The sequence below is a fragment of the Mycobacterium sp. SMC-21 genome (assembly GCF_045310825.1).
Lineage (GTDB): Bacteria > Actinomycetota > Actinomycetes > Mycobacteriales > Mycobacteriaceae > Mycobacterium.
On the sequence record NZ_JBJIAO010000007.1, the window covers coordinates 103824 to 127776 of the forward strand.

Consider the following 23953-nt stretch of genomic DNA (forward strand, 5'->3'; position numbering starts at 1 on the left):
TCCTCTCTAGACCGCAGAAGGTGACGGGGCGCCGAGTTGTTGCAGCGCGGGAATGACCGCCGCGGTGTCCGCAACCCAGCCGAAAATGCCGCCCTGCGCTGCGATCATCTCCAGGCCCACCTGCTGGAACTCCGGGAAATATGAACCGACGCAATCGGATACGACCAGGCACTCGTAGCCACGGTCATTGGCTTCGCGGGTGGTGGTGTGCACGCACACCTCGGTGGTGACGCCGGTGACGAGCAGCTGCGTGATGCCCGCAGCGGTCAGCGCGTCCTGCAGCCCGGTGGCGTAGAACGCGCCCTTGCCCGGCTTGTCGATCACCAGCTCCCCGTCGATCGGGGCCAGCTCGTCGACGATGTCGTGGCCGTACTCACCGCGGATCAGGATGCGGCCGTACTTGCCGGGATCCCCGATCCGTTTCGACGGCGCACCGCGATTGAGCTTGGCGGGCGGGCAGTCCGACAGGTCTGGTTCGTGGCCCTCGCGGGTGTGGACGACCATGACCCCGGCGGCACGGGCCGCGGCGAGCAACGCCGCCAGCGGTGGCACCACCTTGAGCAGCTGGTCGACGTCGTTGCCGAGGCTCTCGCCGAAGCCGCCGGGCAGCAGGAAATCGCGTTGCATGTCGATGACGATCAGCGCGGTCCGCCCGGCGGTGAGGGTGAACGGGGTCGGTTCGGCCGGGACCTCGACGGACGTCATGCGAGCTCCTCGACGGGCGCCGCGGCGACCTCGGTTGTCGTGCGGGGTTCGTCGAGGATGCGCGCGGCCAGCGTCAGCGCGGTGTCGTCCGACAGGGCGTTGCCCAGCAGCATCGCGCTGTACGGACGGCCGTCACCGGTCACGCCGAGCGGGACCGCGACGCCCAGGAGATCGAGCAGATTGCCGAAGTGCGTGTAGTGGCCCAGCATCGTGTTGCACTCGATCGGGTTGGCCTGCACCTGCTCGACGGTGAAGGTGGTCCCGATGGTCGGCACCACGAGGACGTCCATGGTCTGCCAGAGTCGGCCCACCTCGGCCTTGAGCTCCTGCAGCTTCTGCAGGGCGGCGAACGCGTCCACCGCGGTGTAGTTCAGGCCGCTGCGGAAGATGTCGCGCACCACGGGGTGGATCGAATCAGGTTGTCGGGCAAGGAAATCACCGAACTCGACGAGCCGCTCGGCCACCCACGGGCCCTGATAGAGCAGGGCTCCCGCGGCGAGGAACGGCGCCAGTGACACCTCGACGATGACGGCCAGGCGCTCGAGGTGTTCGCGGAAACTCAGATGCGCTGCGCGCATGGCATCGTCGCCGAAGAACTCCAGCTCGGCGATCGGCGGCAGTCCGACCCGGATCGGCCCGCCGCCGTGGCGCGGTCCCCGGTCGCGCGACCACGCGTCGGCGTCGTCGCGGCCGGCCATCACGTCGAACACCCGGTCCACGTCGTCGATGCAGCCCGCCATCACGCTGAGGCAGTCCAGCGACTTGCACGCCGGTACCAGTCCGACGGTGCTGATCAGTCCCCGGGACGGTTTGAAACCGACCACGCCGTTGAGGGCGGCGGGGACCCGGCCGGACCCGGCGGTGTCGGTGGCCACCGCGAACGGCACCTGGCCCAGCGCGACCGCCAGCGCGGAGCCCGAGCTGGACCCGCCCGAGATGAGACCACCGCCGTAGACGCTGCGCGGCACCGTATAGGGCGTCCGGGTGCCGTTGAGACCCGTCGCGAACTGGTCGAGGTTGGTCTTGCCGACATAGAGCGCGCCCGCGTCGAGCAGGCGTTGCACGGCCGGTGCGGTTCGCTCGGCGACGTACGCGTAGTCGGGGCAGGACAGGGTCGTGGGCACGCCGGCGACGTCGATGCTGTCCTTCACACCGAACGGCACGCCGTACAGCGGCAGTGTGCGGGCGCCGGGCCGGTTCTCGATCTCCGCCGCGGCCGCCAACAGCTCCTCGCGCGGCACGACGGACAGCCAGGTGCCGTCGTCCCCGCGGGCGGCGATGGCGTCGGCCACGCGGGCCGCGGTCTTGACCGGAGAGCCGGTGCCGGCGGCGTGCGAATCGAGGATTTCGGCCACCGACGGGCCGATGGTCGGACCAGCGGCGAACCCGTGCACATCAGAACCCATGCCTGACCATTGTCGGCAGCATGATGGCGCCGGCAGTACGGGCGTGTGTCGATCGTGTTAGGGGTCGACGGCCGCGTTGCGGCTACGTGCCGAGTTCGTCCTCGATGCGCTGGACCTTCGCGGTCAGCTGGCCGGTGTAGCCGGGCCGGATGTCGGCCTTGAGGACCAGGCTGACCCGCGGGGACACCGCAGCCACGGCGTCCACGGCCCGTTTGACGACGGCCATCACCTCGTCCCACTCACCTTCGATGTTCGTGAACATCGCGTTGGTCTCGTTGGGCAGGCCGGACTCGCGCACCACCCGCACGGCTGCGGCGACGGCCGCGGCGACGCCGCCGGACTCGTCACCACCCATCGGGCTGACGCTGAAGGCAACAATCACATGGTCGATTGTGCGCGGATTCCGCGGCTTCGACAGCCGTCCGCCGTGTTTCCCGGGTGTCGCGTGTGACCGGTGAGAGTAACGCTCGACATATCTGAGGCGATCAACTGTGCAGTTCAGCCGCCTTCGACGGGGCCGAAATCGCGGTACGACGGGCTTTCGCGGCAGGGGCCGGTCAGCGCGCTATGAGAGACTGGGGACGTTGTGAACTGGAGGTGGCGGATGCCGCAGTGGAACAAGAGCAAGCTTCTGACCGCGGTCGTGGCGGCCGGACTGGTCGCCGGAATGACCGTCGCAACCCCGTCGGCACTGGCCGACCCGGATGCGCCGGACCCCGATGTGGCGGCGGCGCCCATCGATCCGGGTCTTCCCACTGAGGCACCCTTGCCACCGCCGATCCCGCCGGCTGCTGAACCGGTGCCGGCGCCTGCGCCCGTCATCCCGGGCGCCCCGATCCCCGGCGAACCCCAGCCGATCCCGCCAGGTACTCCGGCAGGCCAGAACCCGACCCCGTTCGTCGGTCAGCCGCCGTTCAACCCGCCGACCTTCAACCCGGTGAATGGGTCCATGGTGGGTGTGGCCAAGCCGATCTACATCAACTTCCCGCGGCCCATCGCCAACAAGCAGATGGCGCAGGACGCCGTGCACATCTCGTCGAACCCGCCGGTGCCCGGCATGTTCTATTGGGTGACCGACACCCAGCTGCGCTGGCGGCCCATCGCCTTCTGGCCGGCCAACACCGTCGTCAACATCGACGCCGCGGGCACCAAGTCCAGCTTCCGCACCGGTGACGCGCTGGTCGCCACCGCCGACAACGCGACGCACCAGATGACCATCAGCCGTAACGGCAAGGTCGAGAAGACGTTCCCGATGTCCATGGGCAAGACCGGCGACGAGACCAAGAACGGCACCTACTACGTGCTGGAGAAGTTCCCGGACATCGTGATGGACTCGTCGACCTACGGCGTCCCCGTCAACTCCCCCGAGGGCTACAAGCTGAAGGTGCAGTGGGCCGTCCGCATCGACAACAGCGGCGCGTTCGTGCACAGCGCCCCGTGGTCGGTGTCCGACCAGGGCAAGCGCAACGTCAGCCACGGCTGCATCAACCTGGCGCCCGACAACGCCAAGTGGTTCTACGACCAGTTCGGCAGCGGTGACCCGATCGTCGTGAAGAACTCGGTCGGTCTCTACAACTACTCCGACGGCGCGGGCGACTGGCAGTGGGGCATGCAGACCCCGGCCGCGACGCCGACCACGGGCAGCGGCTCGGGTTCGGGTTCGGGTTCGGGCGCCAGCACGCGCTGACCCGTCAACAACGCGAACAACGAAATAGGGGGTTTTCGCGTGGTATGGCTAATTCCAGATGCGCACGCGCTCGGCGGGGTCCAGGTACAGCTCGTCGGTCGTGGTGACGTCGAACGCCTCGTAGAACGAGTCGATGTTCCGGATCACGCCGTTGCACCGGAACTCCGGCGGCGAATGCGGGTCGACGGCCAGGCGCCGAATGGCTTCCGCGTCACGGGATTTGGTGCGCCACACCTGCGCCCAGCCGAAGTAGACGCGCTGGACACCGGTCAGCCCGTCGATGACGGGCGCCTCCTTGCCGCCCAGTGACAGCTCGTAGGCCAGCAGCGCGATGGACAGCCCACCCAGATCGCCGATGTTCTCGCCGACGGTGAAGGCACCGTTGACGTGGTGGCCCGCGTCCAGCGCCCGCGGCGTGAAGGCCTCGTACTGCTCGATGAGAGCCTTTGTCCGCAAACCGAATTCGGCGCGGTCGGAGTCGGTCCACCAGTCGACGAGGTTGCCGTCGCCGTCGTACTTGGCGCCCTGGTCGTCGAAGCCGTGCCCGATCTCGTGCCCGATCACCGCGCCGATACCGCCGTAGTTGGCGGCGTCGTCGGCCTCGGCGTCGAAGAACGGCGGCTGCAGAATGGCCGCGGGGAAGACGATCTCGTTCATGCCCGGGTTGTAGTAGGCGTTCACCGTCTGCGGCGTCATGAACCACTCGTCGCGGTCCACTTCGCTGCCCAGCTTGGCCAGCTCGCGATCGTGCTCGACGGCCTGGCCCCGCAGGTAGTTGCCGTACAGGTCGCCGGCGTCGATCACCAGATTCGAGTAGTCCCGCCAGCGTGCCGGGTAGCCGATCTTCGGGGTGAACTTGTCCAGCTTGGCCAGCGCGCGCTGCCGGGTCTCGGGCGTCATCCACTCGAGGTTGGTGATGCTGACGCGGTAGGCCTCGCGCAGATTGGCCACCAGCTCATCCATCCGCGCCTTGTGGGACGGCGGGAAGTGCCGGTCCACGTAGAGCTTGCCGACGGCGTCACCCATCAGGCTCTCGACCAGGCCGACGCCGCGCTTCCAGCGGTCCCGGATCGCCTCGGTGCCCGACAGGGTGCGGCCGTAGAAGTCGAAGTTCTCCGCCACCAGGTCGTCGGTCAGGATCGGGGCGCGGCCGCTGATCACGCGCCAGCTCAACCACGCCTTCCAGTCCTCGAGCGGCTCGGACGCCCACAGCGCCGCGAAGGCGACGAGGAAATCGGGTTGCCGCACCACGACTTCGGTGACCACATCGGCCGACGCGCCGACCGCCGCCAGCCAGCCGTCCCAGTCGAAACCGGGCGCTTCGTCGGCCAGATCGGCGAACCGCCGCAGGTTGTAGCTCAGGTCCGCGTCGCGGCGCTTGACCACATCCCAGTGCGCCGCGGCCAGCTTGGTCTCCAGCGCGACGATGCGGGCCGCGGTCTCGGTCTGGTCGCCGCCGAAGACCAGGCTCAGCATGCGGGCGATGTGCTGCGGGTAGGCCGCCAGCACCGCCGCGTGTGCCGGCTCGCGGTAGTAGGACTCGTCGGGCAGGCCGAGCCCGGACTGCGTGAAGTGCAGCAGGTACCGCGTCGAATCCTTGGAGTCGGTGTCGACGTACGCGCCGGCGCCCCCGCCGACGCCGGTGCGCTGCAGCCCGCCGAGCACGGTGGCCAGCGCTTCTGGGGTAGCAGCGTCGGCGATGAGAGCCAGCTCGGCCCGCAGCGGCGCCAGGCCCACGGCGGCCACCCGCTCGGTGTCCATGAAGCTCGCGTAGAGGTCGCCGATGCGCTGTGCATCGGTGTTCGGCGCGCCGGATGCGTTGGTGATGATGTCGCGCACCTGCTCCTCGGCACGGTCGGCCAGCAGGCGGAAGGCGCCGTCGGTGGCGCGGTCGGCCGGGATGTCGTAGTCGGTGAGCCAGCGGCCGTTGACGTGACCGAACAGGTCGTCCTGCGGGCGGGCGTCGGGGTCGAGGTAGCTCAGGTCGATACCGGATCGGGGCGAGGTAGCTTCGAGAGTCACCTCGCCATCCTGCCATCGCCGCTGCAGTGCCGGTGGGCGCTGCGGGTAGCCTCACGCCCATGCCCGACGAGCGCAGCGGAGACTCCGCCGAAAAAGACGCTGCGAAAGACACAGCGAAAGACACCGGATCAGCCGGCGCGGCCACCGCCGCCAAGCCCGCCGCCAAGGCTGCCGCGCCGAGCGATCAGGCTGAGGGAATCTTCAGCCGCTACGGCATCGTCTCCGCGGTGCTGGGTGTCGTCGCGGCCGTCGCCGTCGTCGTCGCGACGTGGGTCTACCTGGGGCACCGGGCCGACGACAAGGAACGCGTGCACGAGGCGCAGGCCATGAAGGCCGCCGCCGAGTGGGCCGGCCTGCTGATCAACATGACCAAGGACAACGTCGCCGTCAACGTGCCGAAGCTGCACGAGGGCACCGTCGGCCAGCTCAACGCCGATTTCGATGCCACCGTCGCGCCGTTCACCCAGCTGGTGCAGAAGCTGCAGAGCCAGACCACGGGGCAGATCGAGTCCGTCGCGCTGGAGACGCTGCACCACGCACCGCCGGGCGAGCAGGGCAAACCGGCCGTCCAGCCCGAGCTGGCGGCCATCTCCTCGGATACGACGACGGTGCTCGTGATCGCGACGTCCGTGAGCCAGAACGCCGGCGCCAAGCCGCAGACCGTGCGCTGGCGGTTGCGCCTCGGAGTGTCCGACATCGGCGGCAAGTTGCTGATCTCGCGATTGGAGACGCTGCGATGAGGAACGCGTGGCGGGTACTGGTCTTCGACATCCTGGCGCCGCTCGCGGTGCTGGCGAGCCTCGTCTACATCGGGCTGGCCCTGGAGCGGCCGCTGTGGTGGGTCGTGGTGGGCACCATCATCGGGCTGCTGGTGCTGCAGGCGTCGATCGTCAACTTCGTGCTGTTCCGCCGTGACGGCGTCACCATGGGCACCGATGACGACGCGCCCAGGTTGCGGCTCGCGGTCGTCGGGCTGACGACGGTCGCCGTGGTCGCGGCCGCCATCGTCGGCTACACCAAGTGGACGGTGCCGGATCGCACCACGAGCGCCGACATGTCCATGGTGGTCGGCATCGCCAGCAGCGTCGCGGAGGCGTCGGCGACCTTCACGCCCGGCGCGCCGAACGTGTCGATCGACCGCGCCACGGCGTTGATGGCGCCGCAGCGCGCGGAGGCCTACCGCAACGAGTTCAACGCGGTCGCCAAGGATCTGACCAGCCGTGGGGTGGCCGGGCAGGCCAGCACCATCTCGGCCGGTATCGAGACCATCGGCCCCAATTTCGCCAGTGTCGCCGTGGTCATGCGCGCCACGCAGAACACCCCCAACAAACCCGCACAGGCGACGGTGTTGGGTCTGCGGGTCACGCTGACGAAGCAGGACGGACGCTGGCTGGTCATGGACGTGACCCCGATCGCGTCGCGGTAGGGGTGGTAGCCGCTCGAGAGGGACCAAATGGTCGTCTCGGCGCGCGAGAAGCGACCATTTGGTCCTTCTCGGCGGGTGGCTACGAGCGGGCGGAACGCATCCGGGCGAACCGGTCCGAGAGCCGGCGCATGCGCACCAGCAGCGCGGCCGACGGGCTGGTGGTGCCGGCGGTGTAGGCCGAAAGTTCTTGTGCGCCAACGCCGATGCGGGACGCGAACTCGGTCTCGCTGAGACCGGAACGCTCCATCAGCAGCCGGATCTGGCGGGCCACCTCGGCGCATTCGTTGGCTTCGAGCTGTGTGCGGGCGCGGGCCAGCACCTCGGCCAGCGCCTTGGAGATGCCGTACGGGTTGCTCGTGGCCAGAATCTCTTCGACCTGACGGGCGGTGCGGCCGAAGGGGTCGCGCTTGATGGCGACGACGATGCGCTGCCACACCGCGAGGTCGTCGTTCTCCAGCGCGGCGCGGATGGCGGACGTCGACCAGAACTCGACGGGCTTCTCGCCGGGGGCCTGTGCCGGGAACGCGACGGTGGGCGCCCCGTTGGTGCCGGCGGCGGTGGACTTACCGGGACCGTCGGCACCAGAAGGGGTGTCCCTCACTTCGGATGTCAACGTCACCTCGCCTCCTCCAACATGGCCACCGCCACCGCCAGACAACGCTGTTTGACGTCGGGCCAATCTGCCGATTCGTGGTCGTCGAACGGGTGCGGGTCGGCCAACCTGCGGACCAACTGGGTGGCCACCCACTGGTTCTTCGACCGTTCTCCACAGTAATACCCGTCAATTCCGGCCAGAACCGCGGCTGCGGTCCGGATATCCATGCAGGAGACCAAATCGACGAAGTCGGTGTAGTCCTGGACGCTGTTGCGCGACATGATCAGGTAGCCCTTCAGTCGCAGCGTCTCGGCGCCCGTCGGGATCTCGAGGCGGTCGCCGGTGGGCAACAGCACCGTCGTCGTCTCCACGGGGCTGCGGCGCTCGATGGCGGGGCCGTCGGTCTCGTCGAGTGACAGGGCGTCGAGCGCGACCGACAGCCGGCCGCCCCACATGGTGACGGGGTGCACGTCGGGGTTGTCCGACGCGGACCGGGACTGGCCGTGCGCGCGCCGCCGCAGCAGCGCCAGCCCGGTGCGCGAGCGGTCCTTGCGCGGGGGCGCCGCCGCGATCCGGCGGGGCACGGCGCGGGGCACGTACTGCTGCTCGCCGGGCTCGCAGCCGCTGAACGCCAGCGGGTCGGCGACGGTGACGGTCTGTGCGGCAAGGTTTTTCAGCTTGGCCGCCGACTTGACGACGCTGCGCAGTTCGGCGCCGGACGGGCCCAGTGCGGAGATGTCGTCGGGGATGATGACGAGGCTGCCGGTATCGGTGGCGGGCAACGGCTTTTCGAAATCCACCGACGGCAGCAGGCGGTCCAGCCACTTGGGCAGCCACCAGTTCCACTGGTCGAACATCGCCATCAGCGCCGGCACCAGGACCAGCCGCACCACCGTGGCGTCGACCGCGATGGCCACGGCGCAGGCCACACCCATCTGGGCCACCAGCGGCATGCCGGCGAACGCGAACCCGATGAAGACGGCGATCATGATCAGCGCGGCACTGGTGATGGTGCGGGCGCTGGTGCTGACGCCGTACGCGACAGCGTCGCGGGTGTTGCCGGTCTGCAGGAAGCGTTCCCGGATGCGTGTCAGCAGGAAGATCTCGTAGTCCATGGACAAGCCGAACGTCATCGCCAGCACCAGCGGCGGGATGGTGGTGTCCAGTGATTCCAGTGGCTTGAACCCGAGCGCCTTGAACCAGCCCCATTCGAAGACGATCACCAGGCTGCCGTAGGCCGCGGCGACCGACAGCACCGTCATGAGGACGCCCTTGAGTGCCAGCACGATCGAGCGGATCGAGATCAGCAGCATCACGAACGCGATGAGCGACACGAAGACGAAGACCAGGATCTCGGTGTTCGCGACGCGGTGGTCGAAGTCCATGATCAGCGCCGTCGGCCCACCGACGGCGATGGCGACGTTCGGGCCGGCGACACCCGGTAGGTGTTGTCGCAGCCACGTGATGGAGTCCCGCGCGACGAGGTCTTCGGGGTCCACCGCGAGCACCACCGAGAACAGGGCGCTGCGGTTGTCGTTGCTGAACACCGGCGGCGCCACCTGGGCGACGTCCGGCGCCTGCGTCATGGTCTGGTGCAGCGCGTCGAGCGTCGCGGTGTTCTGCGGGTCGGACGCCGTCGCGTCGGGGAACGTCGCCAATACCCGGATGGGGCCGAGAGCGCCGGGGCCCAGCGCTTCCGCCGCCGCGGCCACGCCGCTGCGGATTTCGTGGGACGGCTCGAACTGGCGCAGCATGCTGTTGCCCAGTTGCATGCCGAACGACGGTGCGGCCAGGGCGACCAGGAAGACGGTGGCCAGCAGCGCCGACAGCCACGGGCACCGCATGGTCCGTTCGGTCCACTGGGTCCAGAACGGTGACTGCGTGGCGTCCGGGCGGCGCGAGACGTGCAGCCACGACGAGCGTTTGGCGACCCGCTTGCCGAACGTGGCCAGCACCGCCGGGATCAGCGTGGTCGACGTCAGCACCGCGACGGCGACGGCCAGGATGGCGCCGGTGGCCATCGACGACAGCACCGGCGTGCCGATCAGATAGATGCCGGTGATCGACGCGATCACCGTCAGCCCGGACAGCAGCACGGCCAGACCGGACGTCGCCATCGACGCGTCGACGGCCTGCTCCGGGTCGCGGCCGGCCCGCAGCTCCTCGCGGAATCTCATGAGGATGAACAGCGAATAGTCGACGGCCAGCGCGATGCCGAACATCGACAGCGTCGTCGTCACGAAGACGCTCATGGTGACCCAGATGGACAGGAGGTAGACCACCCCCATCGTCACGATCACCGTGCAGGCGCCGAGCAGCATCGGCATGGCCGCGGCGGCCAGGGAGCCGAACACCGCCAGCAGCACGATCAGCACGATCGGCAGGTTCCACTTCTCGGCCTCGGCGACGTCGTGCTTGGTGGTCTCACTGGCGGCTGCGCCGAGTGCGCCCTGCCCGATGACGTACAGCCGGACCTTGCCGTCGGCGGTCTGGCCGGGCTTGCCGTCCTTGATGCCGATCGCGGTGCGGAGCTTCTTGGCGATGTCGACGGCGCCGCTGTTGTTGAAGTCGAGGCGCAACGTCACGACGTAGGGTTTGCCGGCCTGCGGCTCGGCCTGCGTGGGGTCGGGGACGACCTTGACGCTGGAGACGCCGGCCGCGATGCGTTTGAGCTCGTCGACGGCGGCCGTCATGTCTTCCTGCGTGGCGTTGGCGTTGGGGGCCGCGACCAGGGCCAGCGGCGAGGCGCCCTCGTCGGGGAAATGGTCCTCGAGTTCGCGCTGGACGTGCAGCGATTGGGAGCCGGCGACCTCGAAGCCGCCGCCGCTGAGGTTGCTGGACTGGGTCGCCGCGAGATACAGGGACGGCACCATGAGCAACAGCCAGGTGGCGAAGACCACCCAGCGCCAGCGCCGCAGCAGACCGCTCAGCCGCATCATCAACTGCTGGATGGCGAACCCTCTTCCTGCGGTCGTCCCGGTTGCCACCGGAGTGTTTTGATCGGCGTTTCGTGCCGCCGACCCTACCCCAGTATGGGGTAGGGTGACCGGCTCGCGAGCGGCGATGAGGCGCCTGACGGGAACCTTGATCCAACTGCAACCGGGCCACTGCCGGCCCCGCCGGCAACGGTGTCGGAGGCCGATGGCGGGCTGCGACGCCAGGTTTGAACACCGCAGTGACCTGGATGTTTGCTGTGTGGATTGGTCACCGGCCGCGCCGCGATGGCAAGATGGCGGGAGCCGAATCCCGGATGAGGCCGGCGCTGCCATTGACGCCACCCCGGGAAAACAGTGTTTGCCGAGTGTTTACATGGCCGTCTCTGGTCCGTAAACCGGTGAGGAGATTTGCCATGAAGACGACCAGTGTGGCGGTTCGCCGCGGACTTGCCGGGGCGTTCGCTGTAACTGCAGTCGGCGGCGTGATGGTGACGTCGTTCGGGGCTCCGTCGGCCGGTGCGGGCCAGGATCCGTGCGCGGCCAGCCAGGTCGCCAAGACCATCGGCATGGTGGCCACCTCGACGGGCACCTACCTGGATGCGCACCCCACCGCGAACCAGACGCTGACGAACATCTCGCAGCAGCAGCCCGGCCCGCAGTCGCTGGCAGCGCTGAAGACCTACTTCGATGCCAACCCGCAGGAGGGCGCCGCGCTGCAGAACCTGCAGGCGCCGCTGGTGACGTTGTCGTCGCAGTGCAAGCTGCCGCTGACCCTGCCGCAGCTGATGGGCCTGATGCAGTCGGCGCAGCAGGGTGGCGGACTGCCCGCCACGTTGCCCGCGATGCCGAGCGTGCCCGGCGCCGTGCCGTTCACGCCCACCCTGCCTGGCGTGACGACGGCGACGGGGTCCATCCCGGCGGCCCAGGCCGTGTCGGCGGCGCAACCCGCCGGGCGCTAGACAGGCGGTTATCCGGCTCTTCTGCTTATCTTTGAGGGGCCGGTAGCCCCGTCGGGGTTCCGCTACCGGAACTCTCGACGAAGGGGTTTGACCACATGATGCTTTCCGCTCTGGCCAAGCGACGCGTTGTTGCCGGTTTCATCGGTGCCGGCGCGGTCGCCGGCAGCATGTTGTTCGGTGCCGTGCCGTCGGCCCTCGCCGACGACCTGCCGCCCAACTGCACCTCTGCGGACATCGCCGGCGTCAAGTCGGGCGTCGAGGCCTCGACCTCCGCCTACCTGTTCACCCACCCCGACGTGAACGACTTCTTCACCAGCCTCCGGGGCCTGTCGAAGGACCAGGCGCACGCCAAGGTCAAGCAGTACCTGGCCGCCAACCCGCAGACCAAGGCGGAGCTGCAGGGCATCCGGCAGCCGCTCAAGGACATCCGCGACCGCTGCGGCCTGCCCGGCCCAGCTGCCCGCTAGTCAGGGATTTGTGCACGAAAATCCGCGGCCAGCGCGGATTTTCGTGCACAAATCACTTGCGGAGTCGAGCCAGGCCGCGCCAGCCGAGCAGGAAGACGGCCGTGACGGTCGAGGCGACGATCACGAAACTCACCGCGACGCCCTGGGCTGAGGCCTTGCGCAGCAGCATGCCGATGACGACGGTGCTGATCCACACCACCAACCCGGTCGGGTTCAGCGCCGTCGGGCGGCGCCAGCCCCGCGACAGCGCCCAGCCCGCCACGGTTCCGGTCAGGAACGGCCAGCTCGTGTGCGCCACGCCGGCCAGGGTGATGCCCTCGGCGTGACTGCGCCGGCCGATGGCGCAGAAGATCACCACCAGCACCACGTCGGCAACGAAAGCCAGTGCGGCACTGCGATTTCCGGTGGTCTGCTCAGTTGTCATAGGTCATCACGTCCAGATTCAGTGGGCTGACATTGTTTTCGGCGCGGGCGGTGAAGCCGGGTTCCGGACGCGCGGGACCGCCGGCCTCCAGCGCGTCGACGGCTGCCATGTTGGCCAGTCGGTCGGTGAGCCGGAACGAGCGGAACACGAACGGCAGGCCGTCCGCGCGCAGTGGATCGGGTGCGCTCATCACGTGGAAATGCAGGTGCGGCGCACTGGAATTGCCGGTGTTGCCGACGTTGCCCAGCACCTGCCCGGTGGTCAGCCGGTCACCCGGCTTGACCTTGACGCTGCCGGTCTTCAGATGCGCGTAGAAGGCGAAGTTTCCGTTCCCGATGTCCTGGACGACGTGATTGCCGCCGTACTGCGCCAGCGTGAGGCCGGTCGGGTCGACACCCGGCACCTGCTCGGGCAGGCCGTCGAGAACCGCCACCACCGGGCCGTCGGCGACCGCGTGCACGTCCGAGCCGAAGTAGAGGTAGCTGTCCGTTTTCGCGCGGTCCCCGCTGAACAGCTGCCCGTCGGCCCGTAGCTGCTCGTAGTCGATGGCGAATCGCTCTGCGGCCCAGAGTTTTCCATCGATCGGGTTGAGGGCCATGCGGTGCGGCGTCATGTCGCAACAGCCGTTGGCGTCGAGCCAGCCGGAGCCGCGCAGCGGCGGGTCGAGTACGACGGGCTTGTGGTCGGACACCGTCACGGGTGCGACGTTCTCGGTCACCACCGGTGGCACGAGCGGCGGCATCGGCTTGGGTACCTTGACCACCACCCGGTGTGAAAGTTGCTGGGGCGCAGCGCCACCCGCGTCCAGTTTGACGTCCAGCCAGACGATCGACCGTTGTCCGGGCGCCAGATCGTTGCTGCTGATGCGGGTGCCCATGGTCCGCGTCCAGTAGGCGAGGCCGGCGCCGGACAGTTGCAGCAGGGGCCCGGCGGGTCCCAGGACGGCGATCGAATCCACGGTCACGGGTTCGGGGGAGGTGTTGGTCAGCAGCAGCTCGTATGCGAGATGCACCTTCCCGTCGGTCGCCGGAACGGGCACGGGTTCGGCCACGACGTCGACGAGGACGGGCGTGACGATCGGCTCGGCGCCTATGGAAGTCGTTGCGGGAGTTGAAGACTCGACCGATTTCGGTGCCGTCGTGCAGGACGTCAGCGCGGCGGCGAGCAGCAGTGCCGCCGCCGGCCGGCTACCCGGGATCACGCGAGGTCTCGGGGTCGGCGGGCGGCACACCCGGTGCGGGGGCAGGGGTTTCGGGCGCATCCGGGTCGAAGTCCTTCTCCGTGCGGAACAGGAAGAAGAACACCACCCAGCCGATGGCCGAGATGAAGATCCAGCTGACCAGCCGATAGATCAGCATCGTCGAGATGGCCGCCGCGAGCGTCATGCCGCTGGACACCAGGCCGGGCACCAGCACCGCCTCGACCACGAGCAGCCCGCCGGGCATCAGGGGAATCGCGCCGACGGCGCGGGCCGCGGCATACGCGACAGTCAGACCGGCCAGCGACGGATGCCCGCCGGTGGCGTACGCCGCGCAGGCCAGGCACGCGACGTCGGCGACCCAGTTGAACAGCGACCAGCTGAATGCGACGGTCAGGGTCCGGCGGCTCAGGCTCACCGACTCCAGCTGGTTCAGGGTGCGGCGCCAGCCTTCCAGCCCGGTGTCGGCGGGCTTACCGCGCAGCGAGTTGAACCACGACAGCAGCCGCACGCCGATGCCGTCGATCTGCTGCGGATTGGCGGCGACGGTCTGCGCCAGCAGCAGCAGCGCCACGAAACCGCCGATCGTGAAGATCAGCGACAGCGGGTTCTTGCTCGCGCCGAGCAGGAACGCGCCGCCCAGGCCCAGCAGGGCCAGCCCGACCACCTGCAGGGCCCCGGACATCACCAGCTGCCACGACGCCACCAATGGCGAGGCGCCCCACAGCCGCTGCTGGCGGTAGACGAAGGTGGCCGAGAGCACCGGGCCGCCCGGCAGCGTGGTGGACAGCGCGTTGCCCGCGTAGAACGCGGCCTCGGACCGCCACTGCTTGACCCGGACACCGGCGGACCGGAGCAGGGTGCGCTGAATCTGCGCGAAGCTGTGCATCGAGGCCAGGGCCGCGACGGCCGCGGCGGCGACCCACCACCACGTCGCCGACAACAGGCTGCGCCACGCCTTGGCGAGCTGCTCCCAGACCATCACGACCTCGACGGTCAGCACGACGACGGCGATACCGATCAGCACCCAGCGCAACCACCAGTACTTGCCGCGGGGCCGGGCCGGTGCCGAACGGGCATCAGCGCGCCGGCACGCCGCCCAGAGACCGCGACGGCGGGCCGTCAAAGACCCGGGGGCAGCCTCGTGTGACACCGCTACAGCGTATCCGGCGTGTCGCGGGCGGCTCGCCGTACGCGGTCGGCATGGCGCAACGACCCCGCGGTGTCATCGGGCGGCGCTACGCTGGCGCCCATGTCACAAGCCGACGAAGCGGTAGATCCGGTGGTACGCAAGGCCGCAGCCTGGTCGTGGCGGTTCTTGGCGATCTTCGGTGCGGTGCTCGCCGTCCTGTGGATCGTCATCAAGCTCGAGGTCATCGTGGTGCCGGTGCTGCTGGCCATGTTGGCCACGGCCTTCCTGCTGCCGGCCGTGGACCTGCTGACCCGGCGCGGTCTGCCGCGCGGCGCGGCCGTCGCCGTGATGCTGCTGAGTTCCATCGTGGTGATGGGCGGCATCCTGACGTTCGTCGTCTTCCAATTCATCGACGGCGCACCGGCTTTGGTGGAGCAGGTCACCAAGAGCATCGACGGTGCCCGCAAGTGGCTGACCGAGGGCCCGATCCTGCACCTGAGCGCCGACCAGATCAACAGCGTCGGCCAGACCGCCATCGATGCCCTGAAGAACAACCAGTCCAAGCTGACCAGCGGGGTCTTCTCCACCGCCGGCGCGCTGACCGAGATCGTCACCGGCCTGCTGCTGACCCTCTTCACCCTGATCTTCCTGCTGCACGGCGGGCGGGACATCTATGCGTTCGTCACCAAGATCATCCCGTCGTCCGTGCGGGACCGGGTGCGCGAGGCCGGCCGGGCCGGATTCGGCTCCCTGATCGGATACGTCCGCGCCACGTTCGTGGTCGCAATGGTCGACGCCGTCGGCATCGGCACCGGGTTGGCGATCATGGGCGTGCCACTCGCGCTACCGCTGGCATCGCTGGTGTTCCTCGGCGCGTTCGTCCCGCTGGTCGGTGCGGTCGTGACCGGTTTCGTGGCCGTGGTGGTGGCACTGATCGCCAAGGGCTGGATCTACGCGCTGATCGCGCTCGGCCTGATCATCGCCGTGCAGCAGCTGGAGGCGCACGTGCTGCAGCCGATCGTCATGGGCCGTGCGGTGTCGGTCCACCCGCTCGCCGTCGTGCTGGCGATCGCCGGCGGCAGCGTCACCGCCGGCGTCATCGGCGCCTTGATCGCCGTGCCCATCGTCGCATTCCTCAACAGCGCGATCCGGGTGCTGACCGCCGACAATCCACGCGCCACCGAGGCCGAGGTACTCGCCGAGGCCGGTTCGGTCGCCGCCGCGGCGGTGTCGCCGGGGGACACGCCGCCAGCTACAGACGGCCCTCCCGGCGCAGCAGATCCGCAGCGCTGACCCCGCCGCCGGTACCGCGACGCTGAGTTTCGGCGGTATCGATCTTCTCCGTGGCGTCAGGGGCGTCGGCCGGCTGGGCGCGGAACGCCGTGGTCGGCTCGTTGCCCTGATCGCCGGGTGCGTCTGACGGCGTCTGAATCTGCGGCCCGGAGGCGCTGATGTTGCCGCGCAGCTGCCCGAGCCACGACTCGATCTCCCGGTTGCCCGGACCGCCCTGGCCCTGGCCCGGCTCGGCGGGACGGCCCGCTCCCGGCGCACGGAACGCCGTGGTGGCGGGCTCGGAGGGCGGACCGAACGCGGTGGTCGCCGGGTCGCCGATCGCGGTGGTCGGCGGCGTCGGGTCCCCATTCTGCGGGGTGACGGCGCGGGTCACGTTCGACACCACGTTGCGGAAGGCGCCCTTGGCGGCGCTGAACCGCGTGGTCGCGGGTTCAGCAGACGAAGGTGCGGGCGGGGCCTGCGGTGCCGGGGGCTGCGGCGGAGCGCTCGGCATCCGGTTGGTGGGTGCCTGGCTCGGCGGCTGCGGCTGCCCCGGGGTGATCCGGGTCGGGACGGCACGCTGGCCGGGGGCCGGATGCGTGGGATCGTGCGGCGGCCGGACCGGGGCACCGGAGCCGACCAGCGCACGGGGATCCTCGGGTTCGCGGACCGCGGGACGCTTGCGCTCGTCGGGCAGCTCGGTCTCGCCGAGACCCAGCTTCTGCTGAACGCGCTTCATCCACAGCGGCGCCCACCAGCAGTCGTCGCCGAGCAGCTTCATGACGGCCGGCACCAGGAACATGCGGATGACGGTGGCGTCGAGCAGCAGCGCCATCAGCAGACCGAATGCCAGGTACTTCATCATCACCAGGTCGGAGAACGCGAAGGCGCCGACGACGACGGCCAGCACCAGCGCGGCGCCGGTGATCAGGCGGCCCGTGGTGGCGGTACCGATCCGGATGGCCTCGGCGGTGGACATGCCGCGCTCGCGGGCCTCCACCATGCGGGACACCAGGAACACCTCGTAGTCGGTCGACAGACCCCAGATGACCGCGATGATCAGGCCGATCATCGGCGCCATCAGCGGCTGCGCGGTGTAGTTCATCAACCCCGAGCCGTGCCCGTTCTCGACGAACATCCAGGTCAGGATGCCCATGGTCGAGCCGAGCGTGAGGGCGCTCATCAGGGCGGCCTTGATGGGCAGCACCAGTGAGCCGAACGCCAGGAACATCAGGACGGTCGTGGTGATCACCAGGATCGCCACCATCAGCGGCAGTTTCTCGAACAGCGTGCTGATGCTGTCCTGTTCGAGCGCCGGGGTGCCGCCGACCATCACCTGGACGCCGTGCGGCTCCTGCAGGGCGCGCAGTTCGTTGATCTTCTCGCCGGCGTCACCGCTGTTGATGAGGCCGTTGGACAGCACCCGGACGGACGGGTCCTTGCTGCCGCCCTCCTGGTACGTCCGCTCGGCCCACATCTTCGACTTGTCGTTGCCGTCCGGCGTCACGAACCCGCTGATGGTGCCGGCGTTGGCCCGCACCTGGGCGATCTGCTGATCGGTGACGGGCTGGCCGTTGTCGCTCTTGATGACGAGGGTCAGGGCGTTGGTACGGAAGCCGGGGAAGAGCTGGTCGAACTCCTCCTGCGCGGTACGGACCGAGTTGTCCGGCGGCAGGTACTTCTCGCTCATACCGGCGAGGGCCAGCTGTCCCAGTGGGATGACCAGCAGGATCATGCCGATGGTGATCGGCACGGCGAATGCCAGTGGCCGTTTCATCACGACGTTGACCAACTTGCCCCAGAAGCCCTTCTCGACCTCTTCGCGGGTCTTGGTCTTCTGCGTCTTCTCGGCGAACCAGTCGATGATCTTGCGCGAGAACGGCCAGTTGGCCAGGAACGGCACCTTCAGCAGGGTGCGGACACCGAGCGCGTCGACGTTGGAACCCAGGATGCCCAGCACCGCGGGCAGCACGGTGTTCGACAGGAACGCAGCCAGCAGCACCGACGCGATGATCGCGTAGGTGATGGACCGCAGGAAGCCCAGCGGGATCAGCAGCAGGGGCAGCGACGACGCGACGATGATCACCGCGGAGAACGCGACGGTCCGGCCCGAGGTCATGACGGATCTTCGGACGGCCGCTTCGACGTCGTAGCCCTCGGCCAGTTCTTCTCGGAACCGGCTCACGATGAACAGGCCGTAGTCGATGGCGATACCGAAGCCCATCATGGTCACGACCGGCTGGGCGAAGAAGTGCACGGGCCCGAACTCGGCGGTGAACCGCAGGATGCCGAGCGCGCCACCGATGGTCAGGCCACCGATGATGGCGGGCAGCGCCGCGGCGACCGCGCCACCGAACACGAAGAACAGCACGACCGCGACGAGCGGCACGATCGCGATCTCGGCACGCTTCTGGTCGGTGCCGATGGTGCCGGTCAGCTCGCTCGCGAGCGGCTCCAGACCGGCCAGCTTGATGTTGCCGCCGTTGACCTTGTACAGGTCAGGGGCGACGGACTGGTAGTTCTTCAGGATCGCGTCATCGTTGTCGCCCTTGAGCGGAACGGTGATGAAGGTGTGGCGCAGGTCCTGCGTCGTCATCTTCTTCAGCCCGTCGCTGGGCGCCTTCAGCCAGCCGACCCAGGCGACCACCTTGTCCTTGTGGTCGTTGACGAAGGTGTCCAGCTCGCCGCTGACCTTCTTCTGCCAGGCCGGGTCGGTGATCTTCTTGTCGTCGGGTGGCGTCAGGATGGCCACCACGAGGCTGGTCCGGTCGCGGCCGTAGACCTCGTCACCGAGCACCGACGCGGCGACGGACTCGCTGCCCTCGTTGTAGAAGCCACTCTGCGTGACATGCTCGCCGAGACTGGACCCGTACACGGCGCCACCAAGGCACAGTGCGACCATGACACCGATCACTATGTATCGGAATCGGTACACCGTTCGACCCCACCAGGCGAACACGTCAGCTCCTCACGATTATCTGCATAAATTTGAGCTCAAAGGCACCCTCTAAGAGGTTGCCATTTTCAGCCACCGCACACGTCATCTGTAGTTTTTCCTAAACGCGCGAGCTCAGCAGCGCGGACAACGGCCGGAAGGGCTGCAGCCAGGCGCCCTGTTCAGGCAGCGAATCCAGGCCGATTCGCGGCAGCGGCTCCCGGAAGACACCAGGGATGTCTTCCAGGTCGACGAAGTCCAAGGTATCCGACGCTAACGCCCAACTGGCATGTTCGCGAAATCCGACCACGGTCGCGGGAGTGCCGTCGTGGGCGATGTCCTCGAGCGGTTGGCGGAACGCCTGGCCGTCGGCCGAGGCCACATAAATGCCGGCCAGACCCTCGCTGCGGCGCAGCGCGATGTGCGCCAGCATGTCGCTGTCGACGTCGCTGTCCTCGTCGGTCTTCGGCTTGGCGAACACCGCGAAACCGACGTTCCGCAGGGCCTCCACCCAGGGGCGCACGACGTCGGCGCTACCGGGCGCGATGTTGGTGAAGACGGTCGCCTCGGGCTCCAGGGACACCGGCGGCTGGTCCGGCCGCCGGCCGTTCGCGATCTCGTTGGTGCGGGCCAGTAGCCAGCGGCCCAGCGCGTCGAAGCGGGGCCGGTGGGCGGCGGTCGGCCGGCCGCCGAGGATCGACCCGAGGCCCATGTCGAGGTTCGGTGCGTCCCAGACCAGCAGCACCCGGTGCGGCCGGGGTCCCGGCGGCGGGGTGGGCGGGTAGGGCTTCACCTGTGGAATGGCCTCGGTGATTGTCACTCGGGCTTCTCCCAGATGAGTTCGGTGATGGGGCTGCCCATCCGCATGCCGCGCGCCTCATATTTGGTCGTGGGGCGCCGCACCGAGATCGGCAGGTCGGCATCGGCCGACGTGCGCTTCAGCGTCGGCTCGGCGTCGCCGACTTCGGCGATCTGCACGGCGTAGTCGGCGTGGTCGGTCGCCGCGTGCAGGATGCCGCCGGGCTTGAGGCGGCTGGAGATCAGCGCCACCGTCTCGGCCTGCAGGAGCCGGCGCTTGTGGTGGCGGGCCTTGGGCCAGGGATCCGGGAAGAACACGCGCACGGCGGTCAGGGTGCCCGGCGCGATCATGTGTTCCAGCACATCGACGCCGTCGCCGCGGACGAATCTCACATTCGTCAGGCCGGCCCGGTCGACGCCGCCGAGCAGCTGCGCCAGGCCTTTGCGGTAGACCTCGACCGCGATGACGTCGAGGTGTGGTTCCTCCTGCGCCATGGCCAGGGTCGAGATACCCGTGCCGCTGCCGATCTCCAACACCACCGGCGCGGTGCGGCCGAACCAGGCGGCGGTGTCGATGAGGCTCGCCGCGGTGCCATCTTCGGAGCGGGCGACTTTGCCCAGCTCAGGCCAGCGCCGGTCCCACGTGCTCTGCTGTCCGGTGGACAGGGTCGACCGGCGGGAGCGGAAGCTGGTCACGCGGCGATGCTGGTGGGTGGGTGCGGCGGTGGTTTCGGTGGCCGGCTCGTTTTCGGCCGCCGAGGCGCCGGCCGACGAGGCAGCGTCGTCCTCGCGCTGGGCATACATTCGTCCATCGTCTCTCATCCGGCTGTGAGAGCCCGCATCGTGGTGCAGATTGATACCCAACAGTTGCCTGGAAAACGGCGTCGGCCGGACCCGCGCCGAGGTGCGACGATGGCATCCGGGGGTAGGTGGTGTCAGGGGATCTTTGGCAGCGGTTCACCGCGGAGCTGCAGCGGTTGACGGACGACGTGCCGGGCCTGGCGCATGTCGTTGCGGGCCCCGAACCGGACGACGCCGCCGGCCGGTACCGGTCGATATGTGCAGTGCTGAGTGAAATCGACTGGGCGGCAAACGAATTGGCTGACGATCGGGTGCACCGGTGGTTGGCCTCCGATGCGATGGCGGCCCTGCGCGCCGCCGCGGCGACGGCTGCGCTGGCAGCCGACGGCCTGGTTGTCGACGCCGCCATGGACCCCGACGTCCAGCTGCGGCGGGCGCTGCACTGGCGCCGTCACGGCCGTCGCACCACCGCCGAACTGCATCAACGCTGCGCCGCGGACCTCACGCGCGGGTCATTGCGGCTACTCGCACGTGCGGGAGTGCGACGCGTGACGTCTCGACTGGAACTTCAGCGCATCCGGCTGGAGCTGCTTCGCGAGTGCCGCCGGCAGTACGGCGACCTGCACGCCGAACTGCTCGCTCGGGTGCCGTCCCGGCGGGTCGCGACCGGGAGTTTCGAAGCCGGCGTCCGCGTGCGGCTTGTGGAGCAAGCTGCGCGGATTCGCGACGAGACCACGTTCGCGCTCGGCGCTCCCCAGGCCGACGGCCGGTGGCCGGCACCCGGCATCCCGGGGCCGGTGCTGGCCCAGCGCCCGGACGAGGTGTGGTTGGGCCTCGTGCTGGGCGCGGGTTTCGGTCTGGGTGCGGCGTTGGGGCTGGCCAGGGTGGCGACCGGGCTGGCGGGCGTGCCCGACGGCATCGGCGGCGGCGTGGGGCTGGTGCTCGGTCTCGCACTGACGGCGGCGGTCATCGCGGGCCGCGCCCGGCTGCATCGGCGGGCGGTGCTGGACCGGTGGGTTGGGACGGCCGTCGCGGCGGCACGGCAGGCGAGTGAAGAGGAACTGGCGTACCGGTTACTGGAGGCGCAGGCGGTGATGGCGTCCGCACATCACAAAACGAAAAATTGACCGATTTACGAATTGTGCCCACCGAAGCGCTCGCGCTACTGACGGGTAACCGGCAGTTGGCGCCCTCAAACGCGTTACCTGCGGGTTCGGCAGCTGCGATTGGGCTTTCTGAATCGTTCTTGTGAGAGATCGGACAGCAGCCCGATTGTCCACTTGTATGTCACTCACGTTAACCTCTAAAGAGGTATAGCTGCGATTTGCGAGCAGGAGAATTTGATGACCTCAGCGACCATTCCCGGTCTCGACGCCGCACCGACCAATCACGCCGGGCTACTCGCCTGGGTTCGTGAAGTTGCGGAGCTGACTCAGCCCGACCGGGTGATGTTCGCCGACGGCTCGGCCGAGGAGTACGACCGCCTCGCCGCTCAGCTCGTCGAGGCCGGCACCTTCCAGAAGCTGAACCCCGAGAAGCAGCCGAATTCCTATCTCGCACTGTCGGATCCGTCTGACGTTGCCCGTGTCGAGTCGCGGACCTTCATCTGCTCGCAGCGCGAAGAGGACGCCGGGCCCACCAACAACTGGATGGATCCGGCCGAGATGCGCGGCATCATGACCGACCTCTACCGCGGCTGCATGCGCGGCCGCACCATGTGGGTCGTGCCCTTCTGCATGGGCCCGCTGGACGCCGAGGATCCCAAGCTCGGCGTCGAGATCACCGACTCGGAGTACGTCGTCGTCTCGATGCGCACCATGACGCGCATGGGTGCCAAGGCGCTGGTCAAGCTCGGTGACGACGGCTTCTTCGTCAAGGCGCTGCACTCGCTCGGTGCACCGCTGGAGCCCGGCCAGAAGGACGTGCCGTGGCCGTGCAATGACACCAAGTACATCACCCACTTCCCCGAGACCCGCGAGATCTGGAGCTACGGCTCGGGCTACGGCGGCAACGCGCTGCTGGGCAAGAAGTGCTACTCGCTGCGTATCGCCTCGGCCATGGCGCACGACGAGGGCTGGCTCGCCGAGCACATGCTGATCCTCAAGCTCATCTCGCCGGAGAACAAGGCGTACTACATTGCCGCGGCGTTCCCGTCGGCCTGTGGCAAGACCAACCTCGCGATGCTGCAGCCCACCATCCCGGGCTGGCGCGCCGAGACCGTCGGCGACGACATCGCCTGGATGCGTTTCGGCAAGGACGGCCGCCTGTACGCCGTCAACCCCGAGTTCGGCTTCTTCGGCGTCGCGCCGGGCACCAACTGGTCATCGAACCCGAACGCCATGAAGACCATCGCCGCCGGCAACACCGTCTTCACCAACGTCGCCAAGACCGACGACGGTGACGTCTGGTGGGAGGGCCTCGAGGGCGAGCCGGAGCACCTCATCGACTGGAAGGGCCAGGACTGGATCCTGCGGGAGACGGAGACCAAGGCGGCGCACCCGAACTCGCGCTACTGCACCCCGATCTCGCAGTGCCCGTCGGTCGCGCCCGAGTGGGACGACCCGCAGGGTGTGCCGATCTCGGCGATCCTGTTCGGCGGCCGCCGCAAGACGACGGTGCCGCTGATCACGCAGGCCCGCGACTGGCAGCACGGCGTCTTCATCGGCGCCACCCTGGGATCCGAGCAGACCGCCGCCGCCGAGGGCAAGGTCGGCACCGTGCGCCGCGACCCGATGGCCATGCTGCCGTTCCTCGGCTACCACGTCGGTGACTACTTCCAGCACTGGATCAACATCGGCAAGAACGCTGACGAGTCCAAGATGCCGAAGATCTTCTTCGTCAACTGGTTCCGCCGCGGCGACGACGGCCGCTTCCTGTGGCCGGGCTTCGGTGAGAACAGCCGCGTGCTGAAGTGGGCCATCGAGCGCATCGAGCACCAGGCCGAGGGCAAGAGCACCCCGATCGGCATCGTGCCGACCGCCGCTGACCTGGACCTGGAGGGTCTGGACGTGTCGGCTGCCGACGTCGACGAGGCGCTGGCCGTGCGTGTCGACGAGTGGCAGAACGAGCTGCCGCTGATCGAAGAGTGGTTCGAGTTCGTCGGCGAGAAGCTGCCGACCGGCATCAAGGACGAGTTCGACGCCCTCAAGCACCGCTTGGCTGAAGAGGCCTAAGAGCTCCCTCGCACAAA

The 23953-nt window shown here is 68.6% G+C and carries 20 protein-coding genes; 8 read left to right on the forward strand and 12 right to left on the reverse strand.

Annotation, left to right across the window (positions count from 1 at the left end):
• Positions 1 to 6: 6 nt before the first annotated feature.
• From ACJH6H_RS10040 to ACJH6H_RS10050, 3 genes are all read right to left on the reverse strand, one after another.
• Positions 7 to 705 (reverse strand): cysteine hydrolase, encoded by a 699-nt coding sequence (locus ACJH6H_RS10040; RefSeq protein ID WP_318984818.1) that lies wholly within the window; start codon positions 703 to 705, stop codon positions 7 to 9.
• The gene (locus ACJH6H_RS10045) at positions 702 to 2111 is read right to left on the reverse strand and encodes an allophanate hydrolase (protein ID WP_406774767.1); all 1410 of its coding nucleotides are present in this window, start codon (positions 2109 to 2111) and stop codon (positions 702 to 704) included. The genes ACJH6H_RS10040 and ACJH6H_RS10045 overlap by 4 nt, the downstream gene beginning before the upstream one ends.
• Positions 2112 to 2193: 82 nt before the next feature.
• A complete protein-coding gene (locus ACJH6H_RS10050; RefSeq protein ID WP_064978907.1) occupies positions 2194 to 2493 on the reverse strand; it encodes a thiamine-binding protein in 300 nt (99 codons plus the stop codon).
• Positions 2494 to 2715: 222 nt separating this feature from the next.
• Between ACJH6H_RS10050 and ACJH6H_RS10055 the strand changes: the two genes are divergently transcribed.
• Complete coding sequence (locus ACJH6H_RS10055; protein WP_406774768.1) at positions 2716 to 3798, forward strand: L,D-transpeptidase family protein; 1083 nt, start codon at positions 2716 to 2718, stop codon at positions 3796 to 3798.
• Positions 3799 to 3846: 48 nt separating this feature from the next.
• On the opposite strand, the gene ACJH6H_RS10060 is transcribed toward ACJH6H_RS10055, so the two are convergent.
• Complete coding sequence (locus ACJH6H_RS10060) at positions 3847 to 5820, reverse strand: M13 family metallopeptidase (RefSeq protein ID WP_212807929.1); 1974 nt, start codon at positions 5818 to 5820, stop codon at positions 3847 to 3849.
• Between the two features lie 59 nt (positions 5821 to 5879).
• Between ACJH6H_RS10060 and ACJH6H_RS10065 the strand changes: the two genes are divergently transcribed.
• Both ACJH6H_RS10065 and ACJH6H_RS10070 read left to right on the forward strand, forming a co-directional pair.
• Complete coding sequence (locus ACJH6H_RS10065; RefSeq protein ID WP_135357930.1) at positions 5880 to 6560, forward strand: hypothetical protein; 681 nt, start codon at positions 5880 to 5882, stop codon at positions 6558 to 6560.
• Positions 6557 to 7246 carry a hypothetical protein gene (locus ACJH6H_RS10070; RefSeq protein ID WP_406774769.1) on the forward strand — a complete coding sequence of 230 codons (690 nt, stop codon included), beginning with the start codon at positions 6557 to 6559 and terminating at the stop codon, positions 7244 to 7246. The genes ACJH6H_RS10065 and ACJH6H_RS10070 overlap by 4 nt, the downstream gene beginning before the upstream one ends.
• A 79-nt stretch (positions 7247 to 7325) precedes the next feature.
• Here the strand turns inward: ACJH6H_RS10070 and ACJH6H_RS10075 are convergent, their stop codons facing one another.
• Both ACJH6H_RS10075 and ACJH6H_RS10080 read right to left on the reverse strand, forming a co-directional pair.
• A complete protein-coding gene (locus ACJH6H_RS10075) occupies positions 7326 to 7865 on the reverse strand; it encodes a helix-turn-helix transcriptional regulator (protein ID WP_135357928.1) in 540 nt (179 codons plus the stop codon).
• Entirely contained in the window at positions 7862 to 10780 is a 2919-nt protein-coding gene (locus ACJH6H_RS10080; RefSeq protein WP_406774808.1) for an MMPL family transporter, read from the reverse strand. The genes ACJH6H_RS10075 and ACJH6H_RS10080 overlap by 4 nt, the downstream gene beginning before the upstream one ends.
• Before the next feature lie 410 nt (positions 10781 to 11190).
• Between ACJH6H_RS10080 and ACJH6H_RS10085 the strand changes: the two genes are divergently transcribed.
• Both ACJH6H_RS10085 and ACJH6H_RS10090 read left to right on the forward strand, forming a co-directional pair.
• Positions 11191 to 11736, forward strand: a complete 546-nt coding sequence (locus ACJH6H_RS10085) for a hemophore (RefSeq protein WP_406774770.1) — start codon at positions 11191 to 11193, stop codon at positions 11734 to 11736.
• Between the two features lie 95 nt (positions 11737 to 11831).
• Positions 11832 to 12203, forward strand: coding sequence for a heme-binding protein (locus tag ACJH6H_RS10090; protein ID WP_406774771.1), 372 nt, complete (start codon positions 11832 to 11834; stop codon positions 12201 to 12203).
• A gap of 52 nt (positions 12204 to 12255) precedes the next feature.
• On the opposite strand, the gene ACJH6H_RS10095 is transcribed toward ACJH6H_RS10090, so the two are convergent.
• From ACJH6H_RS10095 to ACJH6H_RS10105, 3 genes are read right to left on the reverse strand one after another with little or no spacing between them, the layout of a single operon-like run.
• The gene (locus ACJH6H_RS10095; protein WP_406774772.1) at positions 12256 to 12627 is read right to left on the reverse strand and encodes a DUF3054 domain-containing protein; all 372 of its coding nucleotides are present in this window, start codon (positions 12625 to 12627) and stop codon (positions 12256 to 12258) included.
• Complete coding sequence (locus ACJH6H_RS10100) at positions 12617 to 13858, reverse strand: M23 family metallopeptidase (RefSeq protein WP_406774809.1); 1242 nt, start codon at positions 13856 to 13858, stop codon at positions 12617 to 12619. The genes ACJH6H_RS10095 and ACJH6H_RS10100 overlap by 11 nt, the downstream gene beginning before the upstream one ends.
• The gene (locus ACJH6H_RS10105) at positions 13815 to 14978 is read right to left on the reverse strand and encodes a YbhN family protein (RefSeq protein ID WP_318984811.1); all 1164 of its coding nucleotides are present in this window, start codon (positions 14976 to 14978) and stop codon (positions 13815 to 13817) included. Before ACJH6H_RS10105 ends, ACJH6H_RS10100 begins: the two co-directional genes overlap by 44 nt.
• A gap of 99 nt (positions 14979 to 15077) precedes the next feature.
• On the opposite strand from ACJH6H_RS10105, the gene ACJH6H_RS10110 reads away from it, so the two are divergent.
• Complete coding sequence (locus ACJH6H_RS10110; protein WP_212807935.1) at positions 15078 to 16250, forward strand: AI-2E family transporter; 1173 nt, start codon at positions 15078 to 15080, stop codon at positions 16248 to 16250.
• Here the strand turns inward: ACJH6H_RS10110 and ACJH6H_RS10115 are convergent.
• The 3 genes from ACJH6H_RS10115 to trmB form a co-directional block, all read right to left on the reverse strand.
• On the reverse strand, positions 16210 to 19188 hold the full coding sequence (locus ACJH6H_RS10115; protein ID WP_318984809.1) for an MMPL family transporter: 2979 nt from the start codon (positions 19186 to 19188) through the stop codon (positions 16210 to 16212). The two genes, ACJH6H_RS10110 and ACJH6H_RS10115, sit on opposite strands and share 41 nt — an antisense overlap.
• A 97-nt stretch (positions 19189 to 19285) precedes the next feature.
• Complete coding sequence (locus tag ACJH6H_RS10120; protein WP_244872895.1) at positions 19286 to 19966, reverse strand: NYN domain-containing protein; 681 nt, start codon at positions 19964 to 19966, stop codon at positions 19286 to 19288.
• 14 nt (positions 19967 to 19980) lie between these two features.
• On the reverse strand, positions 19981 to 20784 hold the full coding sequence (gene trmB / locus ACJH6H_RS10125; RefSeq protein WP_406774773.1) for a tRNA (guanosine(46)-N7)-methyltransferase TrmB: 804 nt from the start codon (positions 20782 to 20784) through the stop codon (positions 19981 to 19983).
• Between the two features lie 110 nt (positions 20785 to 20894).
• On the opposite strand from trmB, the gene ACJH6H_RS10130 reads away from it, so the two are divergent.
• Positions 20895 to 21890 carry a hypothetical protein gene (locus tag ACJH6H_RS10130; RefSeq protein WP_318984807.1) on the forward strand — a complete coding sequence of 332 codons (996 nt, stop codon included), beginning with the start codon at positions 20895 to 20897 and terminating at the stop codon, positions 21888 to 21890.
• Between the two features lie 216 nt (positions 21891 to 22106).
• Positions 22107 to 23936, forward strand: coding sequence for a phosphoenolpyruvate carboxykinase (GTP) (locus ACJH6H_RS10135; protein ID WP_318984806.1), 1830 nt, complete (start codon positions 22107 to 22109; stop codon positions 23934 to 23936).
• Positions 23937 to 23953: the final 17 nt, after the last annotated feature.